We start from the raw sequence: 13,922 nt of genomic DNA, 5'->3' as shown, positions 1-13,922 counted from the left end.
GCATTCATAGGGAAGATCAGTAATGCGCAAACCCCAGCTCGTTTTCATCATCGCGCTCGCCGGAGGGCTCGCCGCCTGCGGTGAAACCTCCAGCCTGCAAGTCTCGGACGGCACCGGACCGTCGCCCAAGCTGCCGGAACCGAACAAAACCCTGATCCCGACGGTGAACATTGCCCCGGCGATCGGCTGGCCTCAAGGTAAAAAACCCATCGCAGCAGCAGGGACTCAGGTGGCGGCGTTTGCCGAAGGCCTCGATCATCCGCGCTGGCTCTACGTGTTGCCCAACGGCGATGTGCTGGTGGCCGAAACCAACTCGCCACCCAAACCCGACGACGGCAAAGGCATTCGAGGCTGGATCATGGGCAAAGTCATGGGCCGTGCCGGGGCCGGCGTCCCCAGTCCGAACCGCATCACCCTGCTGCGGGACAAGGACCACGACGGCGTCACTGAAACCCGCACGGTGTTTCTGGAAAACCTCAACTCGCCCTTCGGCATGACTCTGGTCGGCAAAGACCTGTACGTCGCCGACACCGACCGCTTGCTGCGTTTCCACTATGAAAACGGCGAGACGGCGATCAAGTCCCAGCCGATCAAAGTGGTCGATTTGCCGGGCGGCACACTGAATCACCATTGGACCAAAAACGTCATCGCCAGCAAGGACGGCAGCAAGCTGTACGTCACCGTGGGCTCGAACAGCAACGTCGGTGAAAACGGCATGGATCAGGAGGAAGGTCGCGCGGCGATCTGGGAAGTGGATCGCGCCACCGGCAGTCATCGAATCTTCGCCTCGGGGATTCGTAATCCAAACGGTCTGGCCTGGGAGCCTCAGAGCGGCGCACTGTGGACCGCAGTCAACGAGCGGGATGAAATCGGCAGCGACCTGGTGCCGGACTACATCACTTCAGTGAAGGACGGCGGGTTCTACGGCTGGCCTTACAGCTATTACGGGCAACATGTCGATGTTCGCGTCGAACCACAAAACCCTGACCTGGTCGCCAAGGCCATCGCACCGGACTACGCGGTGGGCCCCCATACCGCGTCTCTGGGCCTGACGTTCGCCGAAGGCAGCAAGTTGCCCGCACCGTTCACTCAAGGTGCCTTCATCGGTCAGCATGGCTCATGGAACCGTAAACCGCACAGCGGCTACAAAGTGATTTTCGTGCCGTTCAGCGCCGGTAAACCGAGCGGACAGCCGGTGGATGTCCTTACCGGTTTCCTCAACGATGAGGAAAAAGCCATGGGCCGGCCGGTGGGCGTGGTGATCGATCAGCAGGGCGGCTTGCTGGTGGCGGATGATGTGGGGAACAAGGTGTGGCGCGTTTCGGCGGCCAAGTAAACCGCCCCTACAATTTTCTGCACAGCGTGAGGCCATCGCCCAACGGCAACAACGACAGATCCACACGCGAGTCATCCTTCAAGGCGCGATTGAGCACCTGGATGGCTCGAGTGTCTTCGCTCTCGGGATTGGCCTCAAGCACCCGCCCACTCCACAGCGTGTTATCGAACACCGCCAGACCGCCGACCCGCAGCAGACGCAGCGCGTGCTCCAGATAAGCCGGATAGTTGGCCTTGTCGGCATCAATGAACATCAGATCGAAGTACTCGCCCTGCCCTTGCTGCTCAAGCTGCGCGAGAGTTTCCAGCGCAGGCGCCAGACGCAAATCGATGCGCCCGGCCAGGCCTGCTTCCTGCCAGTACCGTCGTGCGGTGGCGTTGTAATCGCCAGGAAGATCACAACAGATCAGTGAACCGTCATCCGGCAACGCTGCGGCCATGCACAAGGCGCTGTAACCGGTAAAGGTGCCGACTTCCAGCAAACGCCTGGCGCCGATGAGTTTGACCAGCAACGCGAGAAACTGCCCCTGCTCCGGCGCCACCTGCCAGCGCGCCAGGGGCAACGCCTGGGTTTCGTCACGCAGGCGCTTGAGCAGCGGCGTTTCCCGCAGGGAAACGTCGAGCAGATATTGGTAAAGGGCATCGTCGAGATTGAGCGTGCGAGCGGTCATGACAACCTCCGCTATGGGTTATGTGCCAAGTGCTCGGGTTGCAGGACGCGCTTGGCGCTCAGATAGGCTTTCTGCCAATAAGCTTTGGACAAGCTGTCCAGCTTGACCGTGCCGCCCGTGGCTGGCGCGTGGACGAAGCGGCCTTCGCCGACGTAGATTCCGGCGTGACTGACCTGGGAGCCGCCATTGGTGGCGAAGAAGATCAGGTCACCGGTTTGCAGGCCTTCTTTGCCGACGTTGGGAGCCTGCATACCGATCATCTCGCGCGTGGAGCGCGGCAAGGAAATGCCTGCGACGTCACGATAGACGTAACCGATCAGACCGCTGCAATCGAATCCGGAATCCGGCGTGTTGCCGCCCCAGCGATAAGGCGTCCCCACCAGACCGAGCGCGCGAAACAGCACATCTTCTGCGGCTGGGGAAAAGGCTTGGGAGGAGCCGAAAACAATCGGTGCGCGAACCACCGGCGCAGGTGGCGGTGTGCGGCTGGCGCAGGCACTGAGCAGCGCTGCGAAGAACATGAGTGCGAGGCGGGCCGACATCGTCATAAACAGAACATCCTGATCTGGCTGCGGCTTTTTTTCTGCCACAAAGACAGAAAAGAAAACCGCCTGCGCAGAACGCAGGCGGTTTGCCATCAATAATAGATCAGGATTCTAGCGGCTACGCGGCAAACTTCAAGTAAGACTTTAACTTCGCCTTACAAGTCGTAAGCTTACTTGCGTGCGGTGACCATCGTCGGAGCCATTGCGAGTGCACGCTTGGCTTCGATAAAGGTCTTGCTCCAGTAGCTGTCGCCCAGGCTATCGACCCGGACACCACCGCTTTTGCGGCTGCTGGAGTGGATGAACTGGTTGTCACCTACGTAGATCCCGGCGTGACTCACACGACCACGACGGCCATTGGTGGCGAAGAACAGCAGATCGCCCGGCTTGAGGGCGCTACGAGCCACCAGCGGAGCGTCAACGTTGATCATTTCGCGGGTAGAGCGCGGCAGGTTCATGCCGGCTTCTTCACGGAACAGATAACCGATGAAGCCGCTGCAGTCGAAGCCAGCCTCGGAGGTGCCGCCGAAACGGTAACGGGTACCGATCAGGGACATACCACGTTCGAGGATGCTGTCGGCCAGAACCGGAAGCTGGTACGACTTGCCGTCGGCGAAGTCTGCCAGTTCTTTATTGGTGGCTAGCTCTTCCTGGAAAAGAACGGAAGAAGACTGCGCGGTAACTGAATTTGAAACCCGCTGTTGTTGCTCTTGCTGAGACACTGGAGAGTGAGCAGCGCAACCGAACAACAGGGTGACGAGTGCGAGAGGCACGAGGGGTGCGAAGCGATTTAGCATGGGCACGACCGTGGCTGATAGTTGTAAAGAAGCCGAGACTATGCCCGCTATCGACCTCATTTGCAAATTCAATCGATCTTTATGTGACTTATCGGTTTCTCGTCAGCATCTAAGCGCCTAAGCCCATTCTAGACATTCGCGCAGCCTGCAGCCCTGTAGGAAAGCGGATTTTCTGACGCCTGGAATATGCCAAAACCCGCGAAAAACCTGAGTCTTAAGCGGTTTTTACCAACCGAGGGTTTCTTTCAGGAACGGGATTGTCAGCTTGCGCTGGGCTTGAAGGGAGGCCTGATCGAGGCGTTCAAGCAGCTCGAAAAGCGCACTCATGCTGCGAGTACCGCGGGTCAAAATAAAATGCCCGACTTCGTCTGTCAGGTGCAGGCCACGACGGGAAGCACGCAATTGCAAGGCACGCAATTTGTCTTCGTCAGAGAGTGGACGCATCTGGAAAATGAGTGCCAGTGTCAGCCGCGACTTGAGGTCCGCCAGCTTCACCGGCAATTCGCGCGGGGATGTCGAGGCGGCGATCAGCAGACGCCGACCACTGTCACGCAAACGATTGAACAGATGGAACAACGCCTCTTCCCAATCCGCCTTGCCGGCGACCGCCTGCAAATCGTCCAGGCAAACCAGCTCGTATTGTTCAAGGTTGTCGAGGATTTCGATGCCACGGTCCATCAACTCGGCCAGCGGCAGGTACACCGCCGGTTCACCCATCTGCTCGAAACGCAGGCAAGCTGCCTGCAACAAATGCGTTCGCCCTACCCCGTGCTTGCCCCAGAGGTAAATCAGGCTTTCCGTCCAGCCGGCGTCGGCTTCGCACAGCCGCTCGACATAGCCGAGTGCAGCGGCATTGGCGCCTGGGTAGTAATTGATAAAGGTAGCGTCATCACGCAGACGCACACCTAGGGGCAGCTGAATCGGTTTCATGCTGACTGAACAGTTCCAAAGGAACCGTTAGTGGCCTCTGTGTAAAGTTTGCGAAGTTTATACCCGTGAAGCTGACCGCACAATGCGACAGACCACAAGCAAAATCAACGGTTTGCGTTAACACGCTGGTTTTATGACAGTTTCTTTGGCGGCGCATGTGACAGCCGCGCGAGGGAGACGGACAAACCCGGCATGAAACCAGGCTGCCCGCCAGGAGCGATCAAGAAGCCTTATCGCTCAGACTCGTCGACGCCGCCATAGATATCAGAATCCTTATACAAATCATGCATATGGCGCACCAGGACCATGATCACCGCCGCCACCGGCAATGCCAGCAGCACACCGGTAAAACCGAACAGTTCACCGCCCGCCAGAATCGCAAAGATCACCGCCACCGGGTGCAGGCCGATCCGGTCACCCACCAGCAACGGCGTCAGCACCATACCTTCCAGCGCCTGGCCGACCGTAAACACCGCGACGATACCGATCATGGGATACAGATCGCCACCGAACTGGAACAGACCGGCAATCAACGCCGCGCCAATCCCGATAACAAACCCCATGTACGGCACGATCGCCGCCAGACCGGCAATCAGACCGATCAACAACCCCAGTTCCAGCCCGACGATCATCAAGCCCCCGGCGTAGATCACCCCCAGCGCCAGCATCACCAGCAACTGCCCGCGCACGAACGCCCCAAGCACTTCATGGCATTCCCCGGCCAGGGACACGACGCGCTCTTCACGATCACGCGGCAGCAGGCTGCGGATCTTGGCCATCATCAGGTCCCAGTCGCGCAATAGATAAAAACTCACCACCGGGATTAATACCAGATTGGCCAGCCAGCCAATCAGCGCAAGGCCTGAAGCCGTCGCCTGACTCAGCACCACGCCGACTATGTCGGTGGTCTGGCCCATGTGCTCGCTGATCGCCGCCTTGAGCTTGTCGAACTTCCAGAAGCCCTCCGACAAACCCAACTTCGATTGCGCCCACGGCAACGCGGTGTGCTGCAACCAGTCGAGCATCTGCGGCGCCAGTTCATACAAGCGAAACAGCTGCTTGGCGAGCATCGGCACCAACACCAACAGCAGCGTGGTGAGGATCATCGTGAACAACGCGAACACCGTCACCACGCCCCAGGTCCGCGACAAACCGAGCCTTTCCAACCGGTCCACCAGCGGGTCGAACAGATAGGCCAGCAACAACGCCACCAGGAACGGCGTCAAGATCGGATGCAACAGGTAAACAAACGTGCAAAGCAGGGCCACCCCACCGAGCCAGAACCAACGCTGCGTATCGGCCATGTACCACTCCTGCTTCTATATAAAGAAAAAACTCACCAACGAAAACGTAACTGCGGTGTCGGCGCCGTGGCTGGCGCTGCGGCCGGCACTGTACCAGCAGCCACGGGTTGAACAGGTGTCGGCGCCTGACCGGCCGGAACTTCCTGCAACTTCGCCAGAGACAACTGAGCTCGCAGCTGATCGGCGCTGCCATTGACGCGATAAAGCACGCGGTCGCCATCGACACTTTGCAGACGCGCACCAAAAGGCTCCAGCAAACGCCCAAGCGTCGCATAACGTTCCAGATTCATGCCCTGCACTTCCAGCAATTGCTCACCGGACGTACCCGGTTTGGCGACGAAACGCGACGCCAGACGCTCGCTGACCGCCAGCATCACTGCATCGGCCACAGCGGCGGTATCGGCGCCCTGCACGCTACCGGCCTCTTTCTGATCGCCCAACCACAGACGCCACTTGGCTTGCCATTGACCACCCTCTTCCCGGGCATGCACCGCCAGCAAAGCGTCGGCATTGTAACGGTCGGAGGCGCCCTGCAACGGCGCCGGGTCGGCACCCTCCAGGTTCGGTGCCGTGGCGACGATCTGCTCATTCAGGTCAGCCAACGGCAAACGCAGCGGCAGGCCACGGTGCTGAGCCGCACGACGCAGGGGCGCAGCACTGGCCTGACCATCGCCGACCAGGTTCGAACCTTCAGTGGAATCGTTCAACCACCAGCCGAGGATCGACGGCCGATTGGCCCCCCACACGGCCAATCCGGCACGATGCAAGGCCTGCTCGGTGGTGGCCGGATCGAAATCGACTTTCAACACCTCCGGCGGCCCGGCGTCATAACCGAACTGGCTGATGATCTGCTGAGGGTCTTTGCGCACAGCCGCCAGGCCAGGGCTTTGGGCCGCCTTGGGATCACCGGTCAAACGCAACACCAGCGTTTCCAGTGCCCGCTGAGTCGCCTGATCGCGCTCCTCCGGCGTCTGGCTGCTGACGGGCTCGCGCACTTGATAGAGGCCTTTGACGGTTTCGGCATGGCTGGCCAGGCTGACCACGGATAAACAGCCCACGAACAAGAATTTAAGAAAACGCATGAAAGATTCCTGACGACAAGAGCGGCTGGAACAGACCGCATGAAGACGATTGAGCCGGGCTGTGACCACACACCCAAACAAAACATTCACACGATCGCGGTAAGTTTTCGCACTGTCCTAACGATAGACGGTTAACGTTGTACCTTATACAGCCATGTGGGGCGCCGCCAAAACGGGCAATATCGGTTTTTTTAACGCGATATGCCCCTGCCCGTCGGCACGAGGATGGCCGCTGCCCCTCAAGCCTGATAAAATCGCGCGCCTTCGCAGACCGGCAACAGCCGGGTACTCTGAAAATCGCGTGAGGCAATCGCCCCCATCGATTTCAGCGTCCCCCGCTGGACTCGGTCGTTACCCCTGAATCCCCCCTAAAGGCCTGGATCATGAGCAAGCAACCCTCCCTGAGCTACAAGGACGCCGGTGTAGACATCGACGCCGGTGAAGCATTGGTCGAACGCATCAAGAGCGTCGCCAAGCGCACTGCGCGCCCGGAAGTCATGGGCGGCCTGGGCGGTTTCGGCGCCCTTTGCGAAATCCCGGCCGGTTACAAACAACCAGTGCTGGTCTCGGGCACTGACGGCGTCGGCACCAAGCTGCGCCTGGCGCTGAACCTGAACAAGCACGACAGCATCGGCATCGACCTGGTGGCCATGTGCGTGAACGACCTGGTGGTATGCGGCGCTGAGCCGCTGTTCTTCCTCGACTACTACGCCACCGGCAAACTGAACGTCGACACCGCTGCTCAGGTTGTGACCGGCATCGGCGCCGGCTGCGAACTGTCCGGCTGCTCCCTGGTCGGCGGCGAAACCGCTGAAATGCCTGGTATGTACGAAGGCGAAGACTACGACCTGGCCGGCTTCTGCGTCGGCGTCGTGGAAAAATCCGAAATCATCGACGGTTCGAAAGTCGCTGCCGGCGATGCCCTGCTCGCCCTGCCATCTTCCGGCCCGCACTCCAACGGCTACTCGCTGATCCGCAAGATCATCGAAGTGTCGGGTTCCGACATCGAGAACATCCAGCTCGACGGCAAACCGCTGACCGACCTGCTGATGGCTCCGACCCGTATCTACGTGAAGCCGCTGCTCAAGCTGATCAAGGACACCGGCGCCGTCAAAGCCATGGCCCACATCACCGGTGGCGGCCTGCTGGACAACATTCCGCGCGTACTGCCAAAAGGCGCTCAAGCGGTAGTTGACGTCGCGAGCTGGACCCGCCCTGCGGTGTTCGACTGGCTGCAAGAGAAAGGCAACGTCGACGAAACCGAAATGCACCGCGTGCTGAACTGCGGCGTCGGCATGGTCATCTGCGTTGCTCAAGAGCACGTTGAAGCCGCCCTGAACGTCCTGCGTGAAGCCGGCGAGCAGCCATGGGTCATCGGTCAGATCGCCACCGCTGCCGAAGGCGCGGCTCAGGTCGAACTGAAGAACCTCAAGGCTCATTAATGTCCCAGACCTGTGATGTGGTGGTGCTGCTGTCCGGCACCGGCAGTAACTTGCAGGCCTTGATCGACAGCACGCGGACCGGCGACAGCCCGGCCCGCATTGCTGCGGTGATTTCCAACCGCGCCGACGCCTACGGCCTGCAACGCGCCGGGGACGCGGGTATCGACACCCGCACCCTGGATCACAAGGCTTTCGAGGGGCGCGAGGCCTTCGATGCCGCGCTGATCGAACTGATCGACGCCTTCCAACCCAAACTCGTGGTACTGGCCGGCTTCATGCGCATTCTCAGCGCTGACTTCGTGCGCCATTACCAGGGTCGCCTGCTCAATATCCATCCCTCGCTGCTGCCCAAATACAAAGGGTTACACACTCATCAGCGCGCGTTGGAGGCCGGCGATACGGAACATGGCTGCTCCGTGCACTTCGTCACCGAGGAACTCGATGGCGGACCACTGGTCGTACAGGCAGTAATACCGGTAGAGTTGCACGATTCGCCGCAGAGTCTGGCGCAGCGAGTCCATACCCAGGAACACCTGATCTACCCGATGGCCGTACGCTGGTTTGCCGAAGGCCGTTTATCACTCGGCGAACAAGGTGCTTTACTGGATGGGCAGTTACTCGCGGCCAGCGGCCACTTGATTCGAACCTAGGAGATTTTATGCGTCGTGCCCTGCTCTTCGCTTGCGCTCTGCTCGCCCTGCCGTTTGCGCAGGCCTCGGACCTTCACCCCTTCTCCGCCAGCTACACCGCCGACTGGAAGCAACTGCCCATGAGTGGCACCGCCGAACGCAGCCTGACCAAGGAAGCCAACGGCGTCTGGAAACTCAGCTTCAAGGCGTCGATGATGATCGCCAGCCTGACCGAAGAAAGCACTCTGACCCTGGACAAGGACACGCTGCTGCCGCAGTCCTACCACTTCGAACGCGGCGGCCTGGGCAAAGCCAAGAAGGCTGATCTGGACTTCGACTGGACCAACAAGATGGTCACCGGCATCGATCGTGGTGACGCCGTCAAGCTCCCGCTAAACCGCGGTATGGTCGACAAGTCCACCTACCAACTGGCGCTGCAGCATGACGTGGCCGCCGGCAAGAAAAGCATGAGCTATCAGGTCGTCGATGCCGGCGAAGTCGATACCTATGACTTCCGCGTACTGGGTTCGGAAAAAGTCGACACCAAGGCAGGCCAGATCGATGCGGTCAAGGTCGAGCGCGTGCGCGATCCGACTCAAAGCAAGCGCATCACCGTACTGTGGTTCGCCAAGGATTGGGATTACCTGCTAGTCCGTCTGCAACAGGTCGAAACCGACGGTAAGGAGTACAACATCATGCTCCTCGACGGTACGGTCAACGGCAAGACGGTTAAAGGCAGCTGATTAGGGCCGACATGAAAGCCCCGCAAACGCGGGGCTTTTTTTCGTCTGGCGTTTCGCCGGCCGGGAGCGATCAGCGCACGGCCCAGCGCAATCCTGTAGGTTCTGCGTCTTAACTTAGCGGTATTGAGGCAAGGCCAAATCGCCCGGCAGAAAGTTGAACGTGAACGTGAACGAATGCTCTATAACTTCAGGGTCTTTTCTGACCGAATGAATTCTCCTGTTGCCTGCGAGGTTTCCCCATGACTGTTACCGTCAATACCGTCTCTGCCGAAGGTTTTCGTCACAGTGTCCAGATCGATGACCATGAACTGTTTGCCGATGCCCCCAAGTCCAGCGGTGGTGAAGGCACGGCGCCTGAACCCCATGACTATTTCGACGCAGCCCTCGGCGCCTGCAAAGCCCTGACCCTGAAAATGTATGCGAAGAAGAAGGACATCCCACTGACCGGCGTCGGGGTCGAGGTCAAGCGCGACAACAGTGAAGAGCAGAAGGGTAAATATGTCCTGCACGTCAAACTCACGCTCAAGGGCGTGCTCACCGATGCCCAGCGCGACGAACTGCACCGCGTGGCCGACCGCTGCCCGGTACACAAGCTGATGACCACCTCCGAAGTCAGCATCGAGACTCATCTGTCAGAAGGCGCCTTCAGCCAATAGCGGCAACGGCTGAGCAAGCGGGTTATGCTCCCTGCGTCACCCGCTCAGCCTGGAATGCACCATGAACACTCCGCTCGTGATCCGCCCCCGCGCCGAAGATGTCGAAGGCCAGCCGATCCTTCGCCCTTTGCCATCAGCCAAATGCCGCAACGTCGGGCCTTTCGTGTTTTTCGACCACATGCTCGAAACCCGTTATCCACCGGGCAAAGGCATGAACATCCGTCAGCATCCGCACATCGGTCTGTCCACCCTCACCTACCTGTTCGAAGGGCAAATCCAGCACAAGGACAGCCTCGGTTCCGATCAGGTGGTGAATGCTGGCGATGTCAGCTGGATGACCGCCGGCAGTGCGATTGCCCACGTCGAACGCACGCCCGAAGCTTTGAAGAACAGTGGCGGTACGATGCACGGCTTACAGATCTGGCTGGCTTCGCCCAAGGACCGTGAGCACGGCCCGGGATACTACAGCCACCATCCGGCGGCCACGCTGCCGGTCAGCGAAAACCTTGGCGTGAAGATACGAATGATCGCCGGGAAGGGCTTTTGCCTTGAATCGCCGGTCCCGGTGCTTTCTCCTACGCTGTATGCCGAATTGAACCTGCAAACGGCGACGACGCTACTGATTCCCACCGAGCATGAAGAACGGGCGCTGTATGTGTTGAGCGGTGAGGCGCAGCTTGATGGTGAACTGCTGGAGCCCTATACGCTAGTGGTGCTGCCGGCCGGGGAAGAGATGACGCTGTTCGCCGAAAGTGACTGCCATGCCGTGCTGTTTGGCGGAGCGCCACTGGATGGGCCACGACGGATCAACTGGAACTTCGTGGCCAGTGATCCGGCATTGATTGATGAAGCACGTCGGCGCTGGGCGACAGGGGATTGGCCGACGGTGCCGGGGGAAAGCGAGCGGATCGAACTGCCGTAATTTCTGCGTCGCCTGTCAATCCGTCACCGCGGGCAAGCCCGCCCCCACAGTTGACCGGGTCGTTCGCAAAAATTGCATACGGCGCAGTTCCCTGTGGGAGCGGGCTTGCCCGCGATATAGGCCCTGTCAGGCAACGACCCAGTCAGGACCTGAAAACAGATCAGCCCTTGAACACTTCATCCAGCAAGTTATGCATCGACGTGAACGCGCGAGCAGCCGTCTTCGCGTCATACATCATCTTGCCCGGTACATTGGCATGCGGATCGGTGAACGAATGCACCGCACCGCCATAGCTGAGCAATTGCCAATCCACACCGGCGGCATTCATCTCAGCTTCGAACACCGGCAGCTGCTCTTTCGGCACCAACGGATCAGCAGCGCCATGCAGCACCAGCACCGAGCCCTTAATGCTTTTCGCATCGTTCACGTTCGGCGTATCCAGCGTGCCGTGGAACGATACCGCCGCTTTCACCGGCGCACCGCTACGCGCCAACTCCAGCGCGCAGCAACCACCGAAGCAGAAACCAAAGGTCGCCAGCTTCGAGGTATCGACCGCCGCCTCGCCCTGCCCTTGCAGCTGTTCGAAGGCAGCCTGCATGCGCTTGCGCAGCAAGGCGCGATCACTCTTCAACGGCATCATCGCCGCGCCTGCCTCGTCGCCGTTCTGCGGACGAACCGATTGCCCATACAGATCCGCGATCAGTACCACATAACCCTTGGATGCTATCGATTTGGCAATCTCCTCGGCGCCAAAGCTGACGCCCATCCAGTTCGGCGCCATCAACAGCCCCGGACGCGGGCCTTTATGGTCGGCATCAAAGGCCAGACGACTTTCATACGATTGGCCGTCGATCTGATAGGCCACGGATCGAACAGTGATTTGGCTCATGACTGACTCCCAGTAAAAAAGCACCAGAATGAAAAAACCCGCCGAAGCGGGTTTTTATACAACTTGGTTAAGCCGACAGTTCAACCAGCAGCTTGTTCAGACGGCGCACATAAGCGGCCGGGTCTTTCAAGCTGTCGCCGGCCGCCAGGGCCGCCTGATCGAACAGAATGTGCGACAGGTCGCCGAAGCGCTCGTCGCTCTGCTCGTTGTCGAGTTTCTCGATCAGCGGGTGAGCCGGGTTGAATTCGAAAATCGGTTTCGAATCCGGAACCTTCTGACCGCTGGCTTCCAGGATCTGACGCATTTGCAGGCCCAGGTCTTGCTCGCCGATGGCCAGAATCGCCGGGGAATCGGTCAGACGGTGGGAAACCCGCACTTCAGCAACGGATTCACCCAAAGCGGTCTTGAGACGCTCAACCAGGCCTTCTTTGGACTTGGCGACTTCTTCCGCGGCTTTCTTGTCTTCTTCCGAATCCAGGTTGCCGAGGTCCAGGTCACCGCGTGCCACGTCGACAAAGCTCTTGCCGTCGAAGTCGTTGAGGTAGCTCATCAGCCACTCATCGATACGGTCGGTCAACAGCAGCACTTCGATGCCTTTCTTGCGGAAGACTTCCAGGTGCGGGCTGTTTTTAACTTGCGCGTAGGTTTCGCCGGTCAGGTAGTAGATCTTGTCCTGACCTTCCTTGGCACGGGCCAGGTAGTCGGCCAGACCCACAACCTGCTCGCCGTCGTCGCCCTGAGTGGACGCGAAACGCAGCAGACCAGCAATTTTTTCTTTGTTGGCGAAATCTTCTGCCGGGCCTTCTTTCATGACCTGACCGAAGTTCTTCCAGAAACCTTTGTATTGCTCAGGCTCGTTCTTCGCCAGTTTTTCCAGCATGTCCAGAACGCGCTTGGTCAGCGCCGACTTCATGGAGTCGATGATCGGGTCTTTCTGCAGGATTTCCCGCGACACGTTCAGCGACAGGTCGTTGGAATCGACCACGCCTTTGATGAAGCGCAGATACAGCGGCAGGAACGACTCGGCCTGATCCATGACGAACACGCGCTGCACGTACAGCTTCAGGCCTTTCGGCGCCTCACGCTGGTACAGGTCGAACGGAGCACGGGTCGGCACATAAAGCAGCGAGGTGTACTCGAGCTTGCCTTCGACCTTGTTGTGACTCCAGCTCAGCGGATTCTCGAAATCGTGAGCGACGTGTTTGTAGAATTCCTGGTATTCCTCGTCCTTTACTTCAGTGCGAGGGCGAGTCCACAGAGCGCTGGCGCGGTTGACGGTTTCCCATTCAACGGCAGGCTTTTCTTCACCCTCGGCAGCTGCCACTTCTTTCGGCAACTCGATCGGCAAAGCGATGTGGTCGGAATACTTCTTGATGATGTTGCGCAGACGCCAGCCATCGGCGAATTCGTCTTCAGCGGACTTCAGGTGCAGGACGATGCGAGTGCCGCGGTCAGCTTTCTCGACGGTAGCGATTTCAAATTCGCCTTCGCCCTTGGACGACCAGTGCACACCCTCGCTGGCAGCGAGGCCGGCACGGCGGCTGAATACGTCAACTTTATCGGCGACGATGAACGCCGAGTAGAAACCGACACCGAATTGACCGATCAGGTGCGAGTCTTTCTTCTGATCGCCAGACAGGTGCTTCATGAAATCGGCGGTACCGGACTTGGCGATGGTGCCCAGGTGAGTGACCGCATCTTCACGGCTCATGCCAATGCCGTTGTCTTCGAGGGTGACGGTTTTAGCGTCTTTGTCGAAGCTCACACGGATTTTCAGCTCAGCGCCGCCTTCCAGCAATTCAGGCTTGGCCAGCGCTTCAAAACGTAACTTATCGACAGCGTCAGAGGCGTTCGAGATCAATTCGCGAAGGAAGATTTCCTTGTTGGAATACAGCGAATGGATCATGAGGTGCAGCAGCTGCTTCACCTCGGTCTGGAAGCCCAGGGTTTCCTTTTGAGTTTCCACACTCATGGTCA

Annotated in this window: 14 protein-coding genes; 6 read left to right on the top strand and 8 right to left on the bottom strand. The window is 59.3% G+C overall.

Features of this window, described 5'->3' with window-relative positions:
* Positions 1-22: 22 nt before the first annotated feature.
* Positions 23-1,336 (top strand): sorbosone dehydrogenase family protein, encoded by a 1,314-nt coding sequence (locus tag J3D54_RS16905; protein WP_253420358.1) that lies wholly within the window; start codon positions 23-25, stop codon positions 1,334-1,336.
* A 7-nt stretch (positions 1,337-1,343) separates the two neighbouring features.
* On the opposite strand, the gene J3D54_RS16900 is transcribed toward J3D54_RS16905, so the two are convergent.
* The 6 genes from J3D54_RS16900 to J3D54_RS16875 form a co-directional block, all read right to left on the bottom strand.
* Positions 1,344-2,006, bottom strand: coding sequence for a class I SAM-dependent methyltransferase (locus J3D54_RS16900; protein WP_253420354.1), 663 nt, complete (start codon positions 2,004-2,006; stop codon positions 1,344-1,346).
* Positions 2,007-2,017: 11 nt separating this feature from the next.
* Complete coding sequence (locus J3D54_RS16895; RefSeq protein ID WP_007936074.1) at positions 2,018-2,554, bottom strand: C40 family peptidase; 537 nt, start codon at positions 2,552-2,554, stop codon at positions 2,018-2,020.
* 167 nt (positions 2,555-2,721) lie between these two features.
* The gene (locus J3D54_RS16890) at positions 2,722-3,348 is read right to left on the bottom strand and encodes a C40 family peptidase (protein ID WP_105339778.1); all 627 of its coding nucleotides are present in this window, start codon (positions 3,346-3,348) and stop codon (positions 2,722-2,724) included.
* A 225-nt stretch (positions 3,349-3,573) separates the two neighbouring features.
* Positions 3,574-4,278, bottom strand: a complete 705-nt coding sequence (gene hda / locus J3D54_RS16885; RefSeq protein ID WP_007936072.1) for a DnaA regulatory inactivator Hda — start codon at positions 4,276-4,278, stop codon at positions 3,574-3,576.
* Between the two features lie 230 nt (positions 4,279-4,508).
* The gene (locus J3D54_RS16880; RefSeq protein ID WP_253420351.1) at positions 4,509-5,582 is read right to left on the bottom strand and encodes an AI-2E family transporter; all 1,074 of its coding nucleotides are present in this window, start codon (positions 5,580-5,582) and stop codon (positions 4,509-4,511) included.
* 32 nt (positions 5,583-5,614) lie between these two features.
* Complete coding sequence (locus tag J3D54_RS16875) at positions 5,615-6,664, bottom strand: DUF2066 domain-containing protein (protein WP_253420348.1); 1,050 nt, start codon at positions 6,662-6,664, stop codon at positions 5,615-5,617.
* Between the two features lie 383 nt (positions 6,665-7,047).
* Between J3D54_RS16875 and purM the strand changes: the two genes are divergently transcribed.
* The 5 genes from purM to J3D54_RS16850 all read left to right on the top strand — a co-directional run bounded on the left by purM (position 7,048) and on the right by J3D54_RS16850 (position 11,056).
* Positions 7,048-8,106 (top strand): phosphoribosylformylglycinamidine cyclo-ligase, encoded by a 1,059-nt coding sequence (purM, locus tag J3D54_RS16870; RefSeq protein WP_253420345.1) that lies wholly within the window; start codon positions 7,048-7,050, stop codon positions 8,104-8,106.
* Positions 8,106-8,756 carry a phosphoribosylglycinamide formyltransferase gene (purN, locus tag J3D54_RS16865; RefSeq protein WP_253420342.1) on the top strand — a complete coding sequence of 217 codons (651 nt, stop codon included), beginning with the start codon at positions 8,106-8,108 and terminating at the stop codon, positions 8,754-8,756. The genes purM and purN overlap by 1 nt, the downstream gene beginning before the upstream one ends.
* A gap of 8 nt (positions 8,757-8,764) precedes the next feature.
* The gene (locus J3D54_RS16860) at positions 8,765-9,478 is read left to right on the top strand and encodes a DUF3108 domain-containing protein (protein WP_253420340.1); all 714 of its coding nucleotides are present in this window, start codon (positions 8,765-8,767) and stop codon (positions 9,476-9,478) included.
* A 239-nt stretch (positions 9,479-9,717) separates the two neighbouring features.
* Positions 9,718-10,134, top strand: coding sequence for an OsmC family protein (locus J3D54_RS16855; protein ID WP_253420337.1), 417 nt, complete (start codon positions 9,718-9,720; stop codon positions 10,132-10,134).
* Positions 10,135-10,195: 61 nt separating this feature from the next.
* Positions 10,196-11,056 carry a pirin family protein gene (locus J3D54_RS16850; protein WP_253420334.1) on the top strand — a complete coding sequence of 287 codons (861 nt, stop codon included), beginning with the start codon at positions 10,196-10,198 and terminating at the stop codon, positions 11,054-11,056.
* 160 nt (positions 11,057-11,216) lie between these two features.
* Here the strand turns inward: J3D54_RS16850 and J3D54_RS16845 are convergent, their stop codons facing one another.
* Both J3D54_RS16845 and htpG read right to left on the bottom strand, forming a co-directional pair.
* A complete protein-coding gene (locus J3D54_RS16845; protein ID WP_253420331.1) occupies positions 11,217-11,945 on the bottom strand; it encodes a dienelactone hydrolase family protein in 729 nt (242 codons plus the stop codon).
* A 67-nt stretch (positions 11,946-12,012) separates the two neighbouring features.
* Positions 12,013-13,917, bottom strand: coding sequence for a molecular chaperone HtpG (gene htpG, locus J3D54_RS16840; RefSeq protein ID WP_253420328.1), 1,905 nt, complete (start codon positions 13,915-13,917; stop codon positions 12,013-12,015).
* Positions 13,918-13,922: the final 5 nt, after the last annotated feature.

The sequence above is a fragment of the Pseudomonas sp. GGS8 genome (assembly GCF_024168645.1).
In the GTDB taxonomy this organism is placed as follows: domain Bacteria; phylum Pseudomonadota; class Gammaproteobacteria; order Pseudomonadales; family Pseudomonadaceae; genus Aquipseudomonas.
This window is presented reverse-complemented; position numbering and strand designations above follow the sequence as displayed.